We start from the raw sequence: 16,444 nt of genomic DNA on the forward strand, positions 1-16,444 counted from the left end.
CTTTCCATGAAGGCGTTCAAAGTCGATACTCTGGACAATGCCAAGCAGGAATTGCGGGTAAAAGGCGGCGAGAAAGTCGCAATTGAGCTCGAGGGCGCCGGAACCACCGGCTATGCCTGGGAGGTCGCCAAGCAAGCGCCAGAACTGGAGGTGATCGGCCATAGCGTCGAGCCGAATCTGGAATCCTTCGGCGCTGCCGGCACCGACCGTTTTGTGGTGCGCGCAGACAGTCTCGGCTCCCATGACATCGAGCTTACGCTGAAAGCGCCGTGGGAATCCGCGCCGGTGAAGCGGCTGACCGTCAAGATCAAGTCGGAGTGACCGCAGACCTTCGCTCGGTGTCTTCAGTGGATAGGCCAAGATTTGACATGACCGCCGTGGGTAGACGGCCATGACATCTCTTGCCGAATTGAGGAAGGCGCTTTACCTCGATCTCGACGCCGTCGTCTCGCTGACGGAAGCTGCTTACGCCCCCTACACCGCCCTGTTCGGTGCGCCGCCGATCCCGGTGACGGAAGACTACGCCCCGCGCATCGAGCGCGGCGAGGTCTGGCTGCTGGAGAGCGGCGCGGAGCTTGCCGGGCTGATCGTCGTCGAGCGGCATCCCGATCATGCGATGATCTTCAGCGTCGCCGTCTCCCCTGCCTTTCACGGCAAGAAACTCGGCATAGCGCTGCTCAACTTCGCCGACGAGCAGGCGCGGCTGTGGGGCTTGCCGGAGGTGCGGCTCTATACCAATTCGCGCATGGAGCGGAACATCGCGATCTATACCGCCTATGGTTTCAGGGAAACCGGCCGCCGGGCCAATCCCCACCGGCCGGGATGGATGGTGGTCGACATGACAAAACCTGTCGGCGAGGCGGCCTGATTTTTCTGAATTCGGCCAGATTTCTGAACTCGGGAGGATGACATGAGCAAATCCGGGACAATCCGCGCCGGGATGGGCGGCTGGACTTTCGAACCCTGGGATACGTCCTTCTACCCGGACAAGCTTTCCAAGGCCAAACAGCTGAGTTACGCCACCCGCCAGGTACCGAGCATCGAGGTCAACGGCACCTACTATTCCAGCTTCAAGGAGCCGACCTTCGTCAAATGGGCGGGCGAGGCGCCGGACGGTTTCGTCTATTCGCTGAAGGGCAATCGCTTCGTCACCAACCGCCGCGTGCTTGGCGAAGCCGGCGAGTCCATGACGCGCTTCCTCGGCTCCGGCATTGCCGCGCTGGGCGACAAGCTGGGCCCGATCCTGTGGCAGTTCGCGCCGACGAAAAAGTTCGACGCCGACGATTTCGAGGCCTTCCTGAAGCTGCTGCCGGAAAAGCAGGATGGCGTGGCGCTGCGCCATGCGCTGGAAGTGCGCAACGACAGTTTCAGCGTGCCGGAATTTGTGGGCCTGGCGCGCAAATACAAGGCGGCAATCGTCTATGCCGACCATGCCAAATATCCTGGTATCGCCGACATCACCGGCGATTTTATCTATGCGCGGCTGCAGACCGGCAGCGACGACAATCCGGATTGCTATACGCCGAATGGCCTGGACGAATGGGCAGCGCGGGTGAAGACCTGGGCGCAAGGCAAGCAGCCGGCCGATCTGCGGCGCGCCGATCCGACTTTCGACGCGCCGGTGAAACCGCGCGATGTGTTCGTCTACTTCATCACCGAGGGCAAGGTGCGCGCGCCGTTCGGCGCCATGGCGCTGATGAAGCGGGTGAGCTGATCGGTTAAAGCGCGTCGCGCTGAAACGGATTCATACGGCGCGATTTAAGTCTTTGTCTTGATGCATGCCGTTGTCCCAGAACCGCGGCACACTTCTGGGCGACATGCATTAGGAGCAATTCCAGGAAAAGTGTGGAACGTTTTTCCCGGGAAAGCGGGCAGCGCTTTCCCTTGAAAAGGGTTTCAACCCAGAATTGCTACGATGAACCGAAGCGTGATAGCTTATGCGCATCGTAACCTTATCGATACCTCCATCCTGCATAAATCCGGTGCGGGTCCTTTCTAGAGGCCGGCCGCCGCGCGCAAGGACGAGGGCATGTCGCTCGACTACAGTTCCCTTCTGTTGGCTGTCGGGTTTTCCGCCGCTTGCCTCGGCCTGACGCTGTTCGGCATTTGGCTTACCGCGCGCTCGGAAAAATTCCTGCTGACCTGGGCGGTCAGCGTGCTTCTGATCGTCGCCGACGTCTTCGCCTACCAGGCCTATATCGACGCGCCCGGACGCCTGCTCGGCCTCGCCAGCTTCACGTTCCTGCTGCTCGGCTTCGCGACCATGCTGGGCGCGGCCCATCAGTTCACGACCGGCCGCTCGCCATTGCCGCGCATAGCTGTCGGCGCCGGCGTCTCGCTCGCAGTCGCCTTGCCGCCGATGGCGCTTGGCTATGACGGGCTGGGCTTCATGCTGGAGAATGCCTTCGCCGCGCTGCTTTTGTTTGCGACGGCCTATGAATACTGGAAGGGTCGTACGGAATTCCCGGCCCCGATCCTCGGCATTGCAGGGCTCTACACCGCCACCGCAATTTCCTTCGTGCTGTGCTCCGGTGCACTTGTCTGGGATGGCAGGCTGGTGCTTGGCCATGCGCCGAGCAACTGGGCCGAGGATTTCAGCCTCATCGTCGTCATCGCCTGCATGACCGGCATCGGCGCGCTCTCGCTGGCGCTTAACCAGGGACGCCTGGCGCAGCATCATCGCCGCGAAGCGCTGACCGATCCGCTGACCGGACTGCTCAACCGGCGCGCTTTGTTCGACCTGCACGGCAAAACACCGGTCCGGTCCTTCACCGCCGTGATCGTGTTCGACCTCGACGGCTTCAAGGCCATAAATGACGAGTTCGGCCATGCCACCGGCGACGAGGTGCTGAAACTGTTCGCCAAGGATTTGACCGCCAATCTCCAGCCAGGCGATGTCGCCGCGCGCATGGGCGGAGAGGAATTTGCATTGGTGCTCGATCGCACCTTGCCTGAAAAGGTGGAATTCATAGCCGAGCGGATCCGGGCCAGTTTTGCCATGCGCCGGATCGATACCGAGACCCGCCTGCTGTCCTGCACGGTCAGCGCCGGCTACGCCTTCGGCAGCGAGGGCGGCACCAAATTCGACAAGGTGCTCAGCGCCGCCGACAAAGCGCTTTACGGCGCCAAGCGCGGCGGCCGCAACCGTGTGCTCGCCTTCCGGCGCGCCGGGTAGGCTGGGCTGATATTCAGCCGGCCTGAACCTCACCACACGTAAAACAACACCCCAAAGCGCGTCGCATGAGGCCGTTCAGGCGCGACGCGCTTTTAGGCCGCTATGACGATCTCGTTGTAAGTGTCGAGGTCGACGTAGAAAACCTTGGTGATTTCGCCGATCAGCTCATCCTGCTGGTAGCCTTGCGAGCGCAGAATGTTGATGGCGGTGATGATGTCGACACGCTCTGTCAGCCGTCGTTTCTGGTGGTCCTCGACGAACCGTTCCATAGCCCATTCTCCTGGCAAGATTATCTGAACGCATCGACCGACAATCAGAACTGCGAGGGAAGCTAGGGTGGCTTGCTTGCGTGGAACTTGCAGGCTGAGCCAGCATATTCCCTCGATCTGCTACAGAACCAGACTGATACGGAAGCGGCCGACTCACCGAGGCCTAGGAAAGACTAGCATGTAGTATTCGGCGTGCCAGAGTGTGGCGGCCTCGGACGAAAGTCCGACGCAACGGGTGCGGACCTTCGCGACTTCATCATCCTTGGGCGTAGCGACGCGAAGCGGAGCGAAGACCCAGGGATCCATGCCGGGACGAAGAAGCGTCATTAACGGTGCAGAATGTGGAATGGCCAATGTGCCGCAGAAGCGATCTTGTTCTGCATCGCGGCACTCTTTGGCTGATGTCGCGGCATGGATTCTAGGGTCTGCGCGCGTCGCTCCGCTCCTTGCTCCGCCCTAGAATGACGAAGTGATTGTGGGCATTTCAGCCAATCTTCGACGTGTACGATCCGTGCAGCCGTCGACCTGCGTTAAACCGTCAGAAACTTCCTGACGTCCGCCCGGTCGAGATCTTCGGCCGGGCCGGTGTGGACGATCTGGCCGCGGTCCATGATGTTGACCTCGTCGGCGAGCTCGCGGCAGAAATCGAGATATTGCTCGACCAGAAGCACCGCAATGCCGGCCTGATCGCGCAAATAGCGGATGGCGCGGCCGATGTCCTTGATGATCGAGGGCTGGATGCCTTCGGTCGGCTCGTCGAGCACCAGCAGTTTCGGCCGCATGACGAGCGCCCGGCCGATGGCGAGCTGCTGCTGCTGGCCGCCTGAGAGATCGCCGCCGCGCCGCCCCAGCATCTGCTTCAGCACCGGAAACAGTTCGAAGACATGCGCCGGCACGTTGCGGTCGGCGCGCTTCAACGGCGCAAAGCCGGACTCCAGGTTTTCGCGCACCGTCAGCAGCGGAAAGATCTCCCTGCCCTGCGGTATGAATGCGATGCCCGACCGGGCGCGATCATACGCCGCGCTCCGGTCGAGCGCCTTCCCCTCGAAGGCAACGCTTCCGCTCGTCAGCCGGTGGTGGCCGACGATCGATCTCATCAAACTGGTCTTGCCGACGCCGTTGCGGCCGAGCACGCAGGTGATCTTGCCGGCACCCGCCGTCAGCGACACACCGCGCAACGCCTGAGCAGCGCCGTAATGGAGCGTGGCGTTGGAAACTTCGAGCATGTCAGCGCCTTCTCCAGAAGCGGAGGAACGAAAAGTCGAAGCGATGGAATTGCACCCGCCAGACCATGCTCATCTCCCGAGATAAACTTCGACGACCCGCTCGTCGGCCGAGACGAAATCGAGCGAGCCTTCCGACAGCACCGAGCCCTCATGCAGGCAGGTGACCTTGACGCCGAGTTCGCGCACGAAATGCATGTCGTGCTCGACGACGATGACCGAATGGTCGCGCGCTATGTCCTTGAGCAGCCGCGCGGTTTCCTCGGTCTCGGCATCGGTCATCCCTGCGACCGGCTCGTCAACCAAAAGCAGCTTCGGGTCCTGCGCCAGCAGCATGCCGATCTCCAGCCACTGTTTCTGGCCATGGCTGAGATTGGCTGCCAGATCGTGGCGCTTGTCGCCCAGCCGGATGATGCCGAGGATGTCGTCGATCTGTCTGGCTTCGGCGGCCGAGCGGCGATGGAACAGCGCCGGAAAGATCGAGCGCGGGCCCTTCAGCGCCAGCATCAGATTGTCTTCGACGCTGTGGCTTTCGAAGACGGTCGGCTTCTGGAATTTGCGGCCGATGCCCATCATGGCGATCTCCGCCTCGTCGTGCCGGGTCAGATCGACCTGGCCGTCGAAGAACACTTCGCCCTCGTCGGGCCGGGTCTTGCCGGTGACGATGTCCATCATCGTCGTCTTGCCGGCGCCGTTGGGACCGATGATGGCGCGCATCTCGCCCTTGTCGAGCACCAGCGACAGATTGTTGATGGCGCGGAAACCGTCGAAGGAGACCGAGACGCCGTCGAGATAGAGGATGGTGTTGGACTTCGACATCGCTCTATTCCGCCGGCTGCGGTTCAGGCCCGGACGCGGACCAGGCACCGGGCGTTGTTGCTGCGCTGCGCACGATCTTCGATGGCGGCGGGGCATCAGGGTCTGTGCCCGCTTCCTCTGCAATCGCTGCAGCCCGCATCGCCCGAGCGTTACCGCGCCAGGAATCCCACATGCCGACGATGCCCTTGGGCAGGAACAGGGTTACGGCGACGAACAGGCCGCCGAGCGCAAACAGCCAGAACTCCGGCAGCAGGCCGGTGAACCAGGATTTGCCGGCATTGACCAGCAGCGCGCCGACGATCGGGCCGACAATGGTGCCGCGCCCACCGACGGCTGCCCAGATCACGACTTCGATGGAATTGGACGGCTCGAATTCGCCGGGATTGATGATACCGACCTGCGGCACATAGAGCGCGCCGGCGATGCCGGCCATGACAGCCGAGACGGTGAAGGCAAACAGCTTCACGTTCTCCGCCCGCCAGCCGAGGAAGCGGGTGCGGCTCTCGGCGTCGCGCACCGCCATTAGCAGCTTGCCGTATTTGGAGCCGACGATCGCCCAGGTGATGAAGACGGCGAGCGCGAGTATGATGGCGCTGGCGGCAAACAGGGCCGAGCGGGTGGCGTCGGCCTGCACGTTGAAGCCCAGAATATCCTTGAAATCGGTCAAGCCGTTGTTGCCGCCGAAACCCATGTCGTTGCGGAAGAAGGCGAGCAGCAGCGCGTAGGTCATCGCCTGGGTGATGATGGAGAGATAGACGCCGGTGACGCGGCTGCGGAAGGCGAACCAGCCGAAGACGAAGGCGAGCAGGCCGGGCACCGCCAGCACCATGATGGCGGCGAACCAGAAGTGGTCGAAACCGGTCCAGAACCAGGGCAATTCCTTGTAGTTCAGGAACACCATGAAATCGGGCAGGATCGGATTGCCGTAAACGCCGCGCGAGCCGATCTGGCGCATGAGGTACATGCCCATCGCATAGCCGCCGAGGGCGAAGAAGGCGCCATGGCCGAGCGAGAGGATGCCGCAATAGCCCCAGACGAGATCGAGCGCCAAGGCAAGCAATGCATAGCAGAGGTACTTGCCCGTCAACGCGACGATGTAGGACGGAATATAGAACGCGCTTTGCGGCGACACTGCGAGGTTGAGCAGCGGCACGATAATGGCGGCCGTCAGCAGGATGAAAATAGTGATGGCGATGCGACGGTCGGCACCCGCGGCGAAGAAGCGTCCCGTGATCATGTTTCCACCGCCCTGCCCTTGAGCGCGAACAGGCCGCGCGGGCGCTTCTGGATGAACAGGATGATCAGCACCAGCACGACGATCTTGCCGAGCACCGCGCCAGCATAGGGTTCGAGAACCTTGTTGACGATGCCGAGCGAGAAGGCGCCGACCAGCGTGCCCCAGAGATTGCCGACGCCGCCGAAGACCACGACCATGAAGCTGTCGATGATGTAGCCGCGGCCGAGATTGGGCGAGACATTGTCGATCTGGCTGAGCGCGACGCCGGCAATGCCGGCAATGCCGGAGCCGAGCGCAAAGGTCAGCGCATCGACCCAAGGCGTCCTGATGCCCATCGAGGCGGCCATGCGGCGGTTGGCGGTGACGGCGCGCATCTGAAGGCCCCAGGGCGTGCGCTTCATAACAAAGAGCAGCACGCCGAAGACGGTGAGCGCGAAGACCAGGATCCAGAGGCGGTTCCAGGTGACGGCGAGTTGGCCGACATCGAACGATCCCGACATCCAGGAGGGGTTGCCGACCTCCTGGTTGGTCGGTCCGAAGATCGAGCGCACCGCCTGCTGCAGGACAAGCGAGACGCCCCAGGTTGCGAGCAGCGTTTCCAGCGGCCGGCCGTAGAGGAAACGGATGACGCCGCGCTCGATGATCAGGCCGACGGAAGCGGCAACCAGGAAGGCGAGCGGCAGCGCGATCACCAGCGACCAGTCGAACAGGCCGGGGAATGAGGTTCGGATCACCTGCTGGACGACGAAGGTGGTGTAGGCGCCGAGCATCACCATCTCGCCATGCGCCATGTTGATGACGCCCATGACGCCGAAGGTGATGGCGAGGCCGATGGCGGCCAGCAGCAGCACCGAGCCAAGCGAGATGCCGTACCATATGTTCTGGCCGGCATCCCACAGCGCCAGGCTCGAATTGATGCTGGCGATTGCCGCCGTCGCGGCATCCTTGACCGCGCCTTGCGCATTGGCCTCGACCGCGGTGAGCAGCGAGACCGCGTCGCGGTCGCCGCGCGCGCCGATCAGGGCAATGGCGGCAAGCTTGTCGGCCTCCGGCTTGTCGGAGACCAGCACCGATGCCGCGCGCGCCTGTTCGAACAATGCCTTGACCTTGGCGTCGGTCTCGGCGGCGATGGCTGCATCGAGCGGCTCGATATTGGCGGCATCGGGGGTCTTGAACATGGTGTCGGCGGCGGCGATGCGGACAGAAGGATCTTTCGCGCGCAACGTCAGCGTTCCCAGTGCATCTCGGATGACACGACGCAGCGTGTTGTTGACCTTGATCTTCGTGATGTCGGCCTTGGGGGCGTCGCCGGCTTTCTCGCCACTCAGCGGGTCGAGCAGCGTGACGCTGTCGGCGGCCTCACTGCCGACGAAGACGGCTGAATCGGCTTTACGGATGTAAAGGTTGCCTTCGGCGAGCGCTGCAAGCGGCCGCTCGACCAGCGGATCGCCGGTGGCGGCAAGTTCGCGCACGACGGCCTCAGTGGCGGCAAAGCCCGTGCCCGTGGCGAATTTGGCGACGATGGCGCGCAGATCGGCTTCGGCTGCGTTCGACGGCAATAGGCTTGCCACCAGGAACACCAGCATGAGGCCGAGAGTGCGCAACAGGATCATCCGTTCAGATACTCTTCTGTGGGGAAATTCCGCGTCCGGGCGGGCTGAAGCGCCCGGACGCTTGGCGGTACCGATCGTGGACGCGTCCACGATCGGTCGGTCCCGGGAGGGATCAGTTCGTGCCCTTGCCGCCGCATTTGCCGGTGGCAACGTTGAAGTTGCCGCAGGACAGAGGCGCGCGCCAATCCGAAATCAGGTCCTTGGAATCGGGCAGATAGTCGGACCATTCGTCGCCCATCACGAGGCCGGGCGTCTGCGACACGGTCTCGAACTGGCCGTCGGCCTGGATCTCGCCGATCAGCACCGGCTTGGTGATGTGATGGTTCGGCATCATGGTCGAATAGCCGCCGGTGAGGTTCGGCACGGACACGCCGACCATGGCGTCGATGACCTTGTCGGGATCGGTGGTGCCGGCCTTTTCGACCGCCTTCACCCACATGTTGAAGCCGATATAGTGAGCTTCCATCGGGTCGTTGGTGGTGCGCTTGTCATTCTTGATGAACTTGTGCCAGTCGGCGATGAACTTCTTGTTTTCGGGTGTGTCGACGCTCTCGAAATAGTTCCAGGCAGCGAGATGGCCGACCAGCGGCGCGGTATCGAGACCGGCCAGTTCTTCCTCACCGACCGAAAAGGCCATGACCGGGATGTCCTCGGCCTTGATGCCCTGGTTGCCGAGTTCCTTGTAGAACGGAACGTTGGCGTCGCCATTGACGGTCGAGACGACGGCGGTCTTCTTGCCGGCCGAGCCGAATTTCTTGATTGCGGAGACTTCGGTCTGCCAGTCGGAGAAGCCGAACGGCGTGTAGTTGACCATGATGTCTTCGGCGGCGACGCCCTTGGCCTTCAGATAGGCCTCGAGGATTTTGTTGGTGGTTCGGGGATAGACGTAGTCGGTGCCTTCCAGCACCCAGCGCTTCACCGAGCCACCGTCCTCGCTCATGAGATAATCGACGGCAGGAATCGCCTGCTGGTTCGGGGCGGCGCCGGTGTAGAACACGTTGCGCTCGCTTTCCTCGCCCTCATACTGGACGGGGTAGAACAGGATGTTGTCGAGTTCCGAGAACACCGGCAACACCGATTTGCGCGACACCGAGGTCCAGCAGCCGAACACGGCGGCGACCTTGTCCTTCGAGATCAGCTCGCGCGCCTTTTCGGCAAAGAGCGGCCAGTTGGAGGCCGGATCGACAACGACCGCCTCGAGCTTCTTGCCGAGCAGACCGCCCTTGGCATTCTGCTCTTCGATGAGCATCAGCATGGCGTCTTTCAGCGTCGTCTCCGAAATCGCCATGGTCCCCGACAGCGAATGCAGAATGCCGACCTTGATCGTGTCTTCGGCGGCCTGGGCCGGAGACGACATCGACAGGCCGGCGGCGACCACGCCGGCCGAAAACATTTTTGTTATTGTGGAGAAATTACCCCTCATACCGAAGACTCCCAAGCTGTTTGATTGCACCGCGATAATGCAATGCAACTGCCGTGCCAAACGCAAAGGCGCCGCTCACGAAGATGGAATAGCCGAGCGTTATCAGCCGGTTGGTATATTAGCCTCGAGAAAACAGTGGTAGCCGGCGAAAATTGATTGAGGCAAATTTGCGCAGCGCACATGGCTTTTGCCTAATTTTTGCCCAATTGAGACAAATGCCTAGTTTTTGATCTCCGGCCGTGTGTTCCGGGCTAACAATGTTGCGGTACCGCGCAAAAATAGGGCAAGCTCGCCCTTCAAAAGAGTGACGTCATGACATCTCGCACCTCATGCATTTCCGGCATCCTGCTGCTGATGGCAACGAGCGGCGCCGCGCGCGCCGATTTCAGCGAGGGCAAGCTTCCGGACGGCACCTATCATTGCGAGGTCTATTTGCTCGGCGCCTTCCTCAACCTCGGCGACATCACTATCAAGGGCAATGTCTATAGTGGTCCGGTGACATTCGGCACCGCGACGCAAGGCTACAACTATCAGATGAATGCCAATGGCGAGATCACCTGGCTCGGGCCGCTGGGCGGCTATACCACCGGTGGCAACTCCGTCTCCATGACACAGGCAACACTGGACGGCGAGACCGCCCCGTCATTCGACATCATTCTGAAGCAGCCCGACGGCGCCTTCACCGCCTCGACCTGCACCAAGGGCTGAGCGATGCGTAGTGCCGCGCCCAGTTGCGGCAAAACCTTCCTCTTATGTCATGTGAATGTTGCCTAGGCAGACTAGGGCAACGGTGCGCCGTAACATCCACCCTGAGAGGCAGACACCATGGCCAATGCACCGTCTTCATCCTCCCCCGTCATCCGCGAAATCATTGCCGAGCGCGTCTCGCGCCGGTCTCTTTTGAAAGGCAGCCTCGCCTCCGGCGCGCTGATTGCCGGCGGCAGCTTTGTCGGCTCCTTGTTTGCCGGCGAAACGCATGCCGCCACAGCGCAGTCGACGCTCGGCTTTCCCGAGCTGAAACGGGTCTACGGCAAGACCCATGCCGCCGCCGAAGGCTATGAGACGACCATCGTCGCGCGCTGGGGCGACCCGCTTGCAGCCGGCCTCGCCGAATTCGACGGCAACAAGGTCGCGGCGGAGGAACAGGAAAAGCGCTTCGGCTACAATTGCGACTACATCGCCTTCATGCCGCTGCCCAAGGGCACGGTGAATTCCGATCATGGCCTGCTCTGCGTCAACAACGAATACATCTCGCCCAATGTGATGTTTCCGGGGATGACCGAGGGCGATGCCGGCAAGACGATGACCAGGGAACAGGTCGATCTCGGCATGGCCGCGATGGGCCATTCGATCGTCGAGGTGCAATTGAAGGACGGCAAGTGGGCAAGCGTGGCGGACAGCCCGCTCAACCGCCGCATCACCGCCAACACCGAAATGACCGTTTCCGGACCGGTTGCCGGCCATGCGCTGATGAAGACCTCGGCCGACGCGACTGGCACCAAAGTCCTCGGCACCAGCTACAACTGCAGCGGCGGTTTCACCCCCTGGGGTACGGTGCTGACCTGCGAGGAAGGCGTGTCCGACATTTTCGGCGGCGACCCGAAAAAGGCGCCGACTGCCGACCTGCTCGACCGTTACGGCTTCGACGGCTCCGACATCTATGGCCGCGGCCGCTTCCATGACCGCTTCAACCTCGACAAGGAACCGAACGAGGCCAACCGCTTCGACTGGGTGGTCGAGATCGACCCTTACGATCCTCAGTCCAAGCCGGTGAAGCGCACGGCACTTGGCCGCATGTCGCATGAGGCCTCGACCGTGGTCCTCAACAAGGACGGCCGCGTTGTCGTCTATATGGGTGACGACGACTATTTCGAATATATGTACCGCTTCGTCTCGGCCAAGGCCTATGACATGGCCAACCCGGCCTCCGGCGCCGATCTGCTCGACGATGGCGTGCTGTCGGTCGCCCGCTTCGATGCCGATGGCTCGATGACGTGGCTGCCGTTGGTGCACGGCCAGGGCAAGCTTACCGTCGAGAACGGTTTTGCCGACCAGGCCGAGGTGCTGTTGAAGACGCGGTTTGCGGCAGATGCGCTCGGCGCCACGCCGATGGACCGGCCCGAGGACATCGAGACCAATCCGGTGACCGGCCGCGTCTATGCGGTGATGACCAAGAACAAGAAGCGCGACCAGTCAAAGGTCAATCCGGCCAACACGCGGCCGGAAAATCTCTGGGGCCATATTGTCGAACTGATCCCGCCCGGCGGCCGCGGCGCGGATGCCGACCACACGGCGGAAAAGTATGCCTGGGACCTGTTCGTGCTCTGCGGCAACCCGAAAGATGCCAAGGTCGGCGCCACTTTTCATCCGGATACGTCGGACAATGGTTGGTTCGTCTGCCCCGACAACATCACCTTCGACCCGGCGGGGCGGCTGTGGGTGGCGACGGACGGCGCCAATGATTTCGACCTGCCGGACGGCGTCTATGGCGTCGACACCGAAGGTGCGGCGCGCGGCCTGCCGAAGCTGCTGTTCACCTGCCCGCATGGAGCGGAAGCGACCGGCCCATGCTTCACGCCGGACGGCACGACTTTGTTCCTGTCGGTGCAGCACCCTGCGGAAGATGCAGAGACGCTCGACAAGGCGCAGACGCTGTGGCCCGACTTCAGGGATGGCCAGCTGCCGCGACCGTCCGTCGTCGCCATCCGCCGCAAGGACGGACAGCCGGTCGGCGCATAGTGAGTCCTAGGGAAAAGGGCGGAACGCGCCATGCGCGTTCCGCGTAGCGATCCGGGAGGACGGCTCAGATCGTCTTGGCCGACATTTGCGAAGCGATGTATTCGGCCTGGCGGATAGCCAGCGACACGATCGTCAGCGTCGGATTTTCAGCCGCACCGGTGGTGAACTGGCTGCCGTCCGACACGAACAGGTTTTTGATGTCGTGCGCTTGGCCGTGCTTGTTGACGACGCCGTCTTCCGCCTTTTCGCTCATCCGGTTTGTGCCGAGATTGTGGGTTGAGGGATAGGGCGGCGTCGGGAAGGAGCGCGTCGCGCCGACCGCATCGTAAAGCGCTGTGGCCTGCTTGTAGGCATGATTCCGCATCGCCGTGTCGTTGGGATGATCATCGAAATGCACGTCGGCGATCGGCATGCCGTGCGCGTCCTTCTCGTCCTTGTGCAGCGTGACGCGGTTTTCCGCGCGCGGCATGTCCTCGCCGACGATCCACAGGCCAGCCATGTGATCATAGTGGTCGAGCGCGGTGGTGAAGGAACGGCCCCAGCCGCCGGGATTGAGGAAGGCGGCCATGAAGGGCAAGCCGAGCGACAGCGTCTCGAATTCATAGCCGCCGACAAAGCCGCGTGAGGGATCGTGCCGCGCCTCGTCGCGGATAATGCCGGCCATGGTGGTGCCGCGATACATATGCACCGGTTGGTCGAAAATGGCGTAGACCGAACCGGTGGTGTGGCGCATGTAGTTCTTGCCGACCTGCCCCGACGAATTAGCAAGCCCTTGCGGAAACTTCGCTGACTCGGAGTTTAGCAGCAGGCGCGGGCTTTCGATCGAGTTGCCGGCGACGGCGACAATGCGGGCCTTCTGTTCCTGCAGCTTGCCGTCCTTGTCGGCATAGACGACGCCGGTCACCTTGCCTGAGGCGTCGTGGTTGATCTTGATCGCCATGGCATTCGGCCGGACTTCGAGATGGCCGCTGGCCTCGCCCTTGGGGATCTCGGTATAGAGCGTCGACCATTTGGCGCCCCATTTGCAGCCCTGGAAGCAGAAGCCGGTCTGTTGGCAGGAGTTGCGGTCGTCCCGCTCGACCGAATTGATTGCCATGTTGCCGGTATGACATTCCTTATAGCCGAGCTTGTCGGCGCCGGCCTTGAGCACCTTGAAATTGTTGTTGCCGGGCAGGCGCGGCCAGCCATTGGTGCCGGTGACGCCCATCTTGGCTTCCGCCTTGGCGTAGTACGGCTCCATCTCGGCCAATGTGACCGGCCAGTCCAGCAGGTTGGCGCCTTCCAGCTTGCCGTAGGTCGAGAGCGTCCTAAACTCATGCTCCTGGAAGCGCAGCGAGGCGCCGGCCCAGTGCGTGGTCGAGCCGCCGACCGATTTGACGATCCAGGCCGGCAAACTGGGGAAATCCTTCGACACCCGCCAGTCGCCTGAGGTTGTGCGCTTGTCCGTCCAGGCGAGCTGGCTGAAGGAACCCCACTCGTCGTTGATGAAATCCTCGTATTCGTGGCGCGCGCCGGCCTCGAGGATGACGACATCGACGCCTTTCTGGGCGAGTTCGTTGCCGAGCGTGCCGCCGCCGGCGCCGGAGCCGATGATCACGACCACGCCGTCGTTGTTGAGATCAAATGAAGCTGCCATGGTTTCCTCCCATGAATTCCTGTTTGCGGGGTTTCAGAACGACGGAAGGGCTCAGAGCCACTCTATGTCGTCGAAACCGCGCGCGATGTAGCCGCCCTTGGAGTAGGATTCGCCCTCGTAGCCGAAAATCGGCCACACCTCCTGCTGGTTGTAGAGGCTGACGACGAGGCCGCCGCGGATGGACTGGAAGAACGGCGTCGCCTCGATCTGCTGCAGCACGGCAACGCGCTGCTCCTCCCAGCCGAGGCCGCGATAGCCGCCCTCGCCCGACTTCTTGTCGAGGTTGGCGATGCCGTCTTCGATCATCGTCTTGTAGGCAGCGTCCTTGCCGGCCTGCTCGTCATGGCCTTTTACGGCGATGGCGTAGTATTTGTCGGGCACCTGATCGTGCGGATAGATGTCGCGCGCCATCTGGATCAGCGTCGCCATGGTTTCGGGCTTGAGCGCCGATGTCTCGAGCCCCCAGGCATTTTCAGGGCTGATGACGGCGCTGCCGGAAATGACGAGCAACGCGCCGATGCCGCCGCGTTTGAGAAGTTCACGACGTGAGAGCCTCGCGTCATAGATCGTGACCATTTTGTTCCTCCCTGCTTGCTGTTTGCGCCCTTGAACAGCGCCGTTGCTGGCGCCGCGCGGCTGAATGCGGCCGATAGTCCCCTACTGGAAGCGCCCTCCACGCTGCAGAACCTCGATCTTGTAGCCGTCGGGGTCCTCGATGAAGAAAAAGCGGGCGATCAGCGATCCGTCGCGGTTGAATTCGACGATCTTCTTGGGGTTGAGGCCGAGCGCGCCGATCCGGTCGTGTTCGCTGTCGAGATCGGACACCGAGACCGCCAGGTGGCCGTAACCCTCGCCTAGCCCATAAGGCTCGGTGCGGCCCTTGTTCACGGTGAGTTCGAGCTCGAACCCCGTTTCGGCGTTGGCAAGGTAAATCAGCGTGAATGTCTCGAAATCCAGCCTGTCGGCGACATCGAGCCCGAAAGCGTTTCTGTAGAAATCGACGGATCTGGCCTCTTGGAGAACCCGGATCATGGAATGGATTGCCTTCGCCAAATCAGTCTCCGCCGCTGCATGTTGGAGGCGATTATGGGCGGCACGCGCGAAAGGTGGTGGCAGCCGGTTACCACGGCTAAATTTGCAATCGCTGCTATGCCTGCGCCTAAAGACGAAAGTCCGATTGCCGATTCGGCCCACAAGGCCGAACATGCAGGGACAACCACAACTTGAAGGCGCGACACGCTGCGCCCAAAACCAACAATATCGGGAGGTAAGGATGTGCAGGGTTTTTGCCGGGCAGGATCCGGAAGGCTATCGACAGATCAACCGGTCGATCCGCATCGACGGTCACTCTACGAGTATCCAGCTTGAAGGAACGTTCTGGGCGCTGCTTGACGAAATTGCCGACAGCCAGGGCCTGACGACGCCGAAGTTCATCTCAAAACTCTATGACGAGGCGATCGAGATCAACGGCGCCATTCCCAACTTCGCGTCAATGCTGCGTACCACCTGCGCGCTCTATCTGCGCGGTCACCGGCCAGACATGGATGAGCTGACGCCGAAGCGCGAAGCGGCCTGAGGAAGCTAGCCTTCCGCCGCAACGTCGAGCCCGAGCCGCGCCATATCGGTGAACAGCGCCTGACGTTCGGAATAGGCAGTCTGTTCGCCGGTCACGATGTTGTCGACGACGGTCAGCAGCGACAGCGCGCGGGCGCCGAAATGCGCCGCGATTCGGTAGAGTGCGCTGGTTTCCATATCGACAGCGAGAGCGCCAAGCGCCTGCGCTTCGGCAAAGCGGTCGCGCCCTTCAGGGTGGTAGAAGACATCGCTGCAGATGGTCAGCCCGGCCTGGTGGTCGATGCCGAGCTGGGCGGCGCAGGCCAAAGCGTGGGCGAACAGGCCGGGATCGGGCCGGGCTGCAGCATCGTAGAGGCCGAAGACCTGGCCGCTTTGGTCGCTTTCGGCGCGCACCGACTGCGAGATCACCAAGGAGCGCAGCGGCACGCGGGGTGTCAGGCCGCCGCAGGTGCCTGTGCGGATCAGCGTTTTTACGCCGTGAACATCCAGGAGTTCATGCGCATAGACCAGGAAGGACGGGACACCGATGCCGGTGGCCTGGATGCTGATGGGACGGCCGCGATAGAGACCGGTGAAGCCGAGTACGCCCCGGCGGCGGTTGACGCAGCGCGGCGCCTCAAGAAATGTCTTTGCCATCCACTCGGCGCGTTGCGGATCGCCCGGCAACAGCACCGTTGCGGCATAGTCGCCCCTGGCAGCCTCGTTGTGCGGCGTCACGACATGCTCCCCAAAACC

Annotated in this window: 17 protein-coding genes; 7 read left to right on the forward strand and 10 right to left on the reverse strand. The window is 62.3% G+C overall.

The genetic code is table 11. From position 1 onward, the window contains the following. Nucleotides 1-6: 6 nt before the first annotated feature. The 4 genes from NKL04_RS09535 (at nucleotide 7) to NKL04_RS09550 (ending at nucleotide 3,175) form a co-directional block, all read left to right on the forward strand. Complete coding sequence (locus NKL04_RS09535) at nucleotides 7-321, forward strand: protease inhibitor I42 family protein (protein ID WP_023700795.1); 315 nt, start codon at nucleotides 7-9, stop codon at nucleotides 319-321. Between the two features lie 70 nt (nucleotides 322-391). Next, nucleotides 392-868, forward strand: a complete 477-nt coding sequence (locus tag NKL04_RS09540) for a GNAT family N-acetyltransferase (RefSeq protein ID WP_031209325.1) — start codon at nucleotides 392-394, stop codon at nucleotides 866-868. Nucleotides 869-910: 42 nt separating this feature from the next. Then, nucleotides 911-1,714, forward strand: a complete 804-nt coding sequence (locus tag NKL04_RS09545; RefSeq protein ID WP_023700797.1) for a DUF72 domain-containing protein — start codon at nucleotides 911-913, stop codon at nucleotides 1,712-1,714. Between the two features lie 315 nt (nucleotides 1,715-2,029). After that, nucleotides 2,030-3,175 carry a GGDEF domain-containing protein gene (locus NKL04_RS09550; RefSeq protein WP_023670937.1) on the forward strand — a complete coding sequence of 382 codons (1,146 nt, stop codon included), beginning with the start codon at nucleotides 2,030-2,032 and terminating at the stop codon, nucleotides 3,173-3,175. A 92-nt stretch (nucleotides 3,176-3,267) separates the two neighbouring features. Here the strand turns inward: NKL04_RS09550 and NKL04_RS09555 are convergent, their stop codons facing one another. The 6 genes from NKL04_RS09555 to urtA all read right to left on the reverse strand — a co-directional run bounded on the left by NKL04_RS09555 (nucleotide 3,268) and on the right by urtA (nucleotide 9,759). After that, a complete protein-coding gene (locus tag NKL04_RS09555; protein WP_023670936.1) occupies nucleotides 3,268-3,444 on the reverse strand; it encodes a hypothetical protein in 177 nt (58 codons plus the stop codon). A 530-nt stretch (nucleotides 3,445-3,974) separates the two neighbouring features. Next, complete coding sequence (gene urtE / locus NKL04_RS09560; protein ID WP_023700798.1) at nucleotides 3,975-4,670, reverse strand: urea ABC transporter ATP-binding subunit UrtE; 696 nt, start codon at nucleotides 4,668-4,670, stop codon at nucleotides 3,975-3,977. A 69-nt stretch (nucleotides 4,671-4,739) separates the two neighbouring features. Continuing rightward, nucleotides 4,740-5,486, reverse strand: a complete 747-nt coding sequence (gene urtD, locus NKL04_RS09565; RefSeq protein ID WP_023696501.1) for an urea ABC transporter ATP-binding protein UrtD — start codon at nucleotides 5,484-5,486, stop codon at nucleotides 4,740-4,742. Nucleotides 5,487-5,490: 4 nt separating this feature from the next. Further along, nucleotides 5,491-6,723 carry an urea ABC transporter permease subunit UrtC gene (gene urtC, locus NKL04_RS09570; protein ID WP_023670933.1) on the reverse strand — a complete coding sequence of 411 codons (1,233 nt, stop codon included), beginning with the start codon at nucleotides 6,721-6,723 and terminating at the stop codon, nucleotides 5,491-5,493. Then, nucleotides 6,720-8,336, reverse strand: coding sequence for an urea ABC transporter permease subunit UrtB (gene urtB, locus NKL04_RS09575; RefSeq protein WP_023684622.1), 1,617 nt, complete (start codon nucleotides 8,334-8,336; stop codon nucleotides 6,720-6,722). The genes urtC and urtB overlap by 4 nt, the downstream gene beginning before the upstream one ends. 112 nt (nucleotides 8,337-8,448) lie before the next feature. Continuing rightward, nucleotides 8,449-9,759 (reverse strand): urea ABC transporter substrate-binding protein, encoded by a 1,311-nt coding sequence (gene urtA / locus NKL04_RS09580; RefSeq protein ID WP_023688643.1) that lies wholly within the window; start codon nucleotides 9,757-9,759, stop codon nucleotides 8,449-8,451. 312 nt (nucleotides 9,760-10,071) lie between these two features. On the opposite strand from urtA, the gene NKL04_RS09585 reads away from it, so the two are divergent. Together NKL04_RS09585 and NKL04_RS09590 are read left to right on the forward strand one after the other, a co-directional pair. Then, nucleotides 10,072-10,467, forward strand: coding sequence for a hypothetical protein (locus NKL04_RS09585; RefSeq protein ID WP_023688644.1), 396 nt, complete (start codon nucleotides 10,072-10,074; stop codon nucleotides 10,465-10,467). Between the two features lie 117 nt (nucleotides 10,468-10,584). Beyond that, complete coding sequence (locus tag NKL04_RS09590; protein WP_023700799.1) at nucleotides 10,585-12,498, forward strand: PhoX family protein; 1,914 nt, start codon at nucleotides 10,585-10,587, stop codon at nucleotides 12,496-12,498. A 64-nt stretch (nucleotides 12,499-12,562) separates the two neighbouring features. On the opposite strand, the gene NKL04_RS09595 is transcribed toward NKL04_RS09590, so the two are convergent. From NKL04_RS09595 to NKL04_RS09605, 3 genes are all read right to left on the reverse strand, one after another. Further along, a complete protein-coding gene (locus tag NKL04_RS09595) occupies nucleotides 12,563-14,134 on the reverse strand; it encodes a GMC family oxidoreductase (RefSeq protein ID WP_023700800.1) in 1,572 nt (523 codons plus the stop codon). Between the two features lie 51 nt (nucleotides 14,135-14,185). Then, the gene (locus NKL04_RS09600; protein ID WP_023684617.1) at nucleotides 14,186-14,710 is read right to left on the reverse strand and encodes a twin-arginine translocation pathway signal; all 525 of its coding nucleotides are present in this window, start codon (nucleotides 14,708-14,710) and stop codon (nucleotides 14,186-14,188) included. 81 nt (nucleotides 14,711-14,791) lie between these two features. Next, nucleotides 14,792-15,187 (reverse strand): VOC family protein, encoded by a 396-nt coding sequence (locus tag NKL04_RS09605; protein ID WP_023700801.1) that lies wholly within the window; start codon nucleotides 15,185-15,187, stop codon nucleotides 14,792-14,794. Between the two features lie 220 nt (nucleotides 15,188-15,407). Here NKL04_RS09605 and NKL04_RS09610 point away from each other — a divergent pair, with 220 nt between their 5' ends. Then, a complete protein-coding gene (locus NKL04_RS09610) occupies nucleotides 15,408-15,710 on the forward strand; it encodes a ribbon-helix-helix domain-containing protein (protein WP_023670924.1) in 303 nt (100 codons plus the stop codon). Nucleotides 15,711-15,715: 5 nt separating this feature from the next. On the opposite strand, the gene NKL04_RS09615 is transcribed toward NKL04_RS09610, so the two are convergent. After that, nucleotides 15,716-16,426, reverse strand: coding sequence for a purine-nucleoside phosphorylase (locus tag NKL04_RS09615; RefSeq protein WP_023700802.1), 711 nt, complete (start codon nucleotides 16,424-16,426; stop codon nucleotides 15,716-15,718). Between the last annotated feature and the right edge of the window lie 18 nt (nucleotides 16,427-16,444).

The organism is Mesorhizobium sp. C264A (assembly GCF_040324515.1).
Taxonomy (GTDB): Bacteria; Pseudomonadota; Alphaproteobacteria; order Rhizobiales; family Rhizobiaceae; genus Mesorhizobium.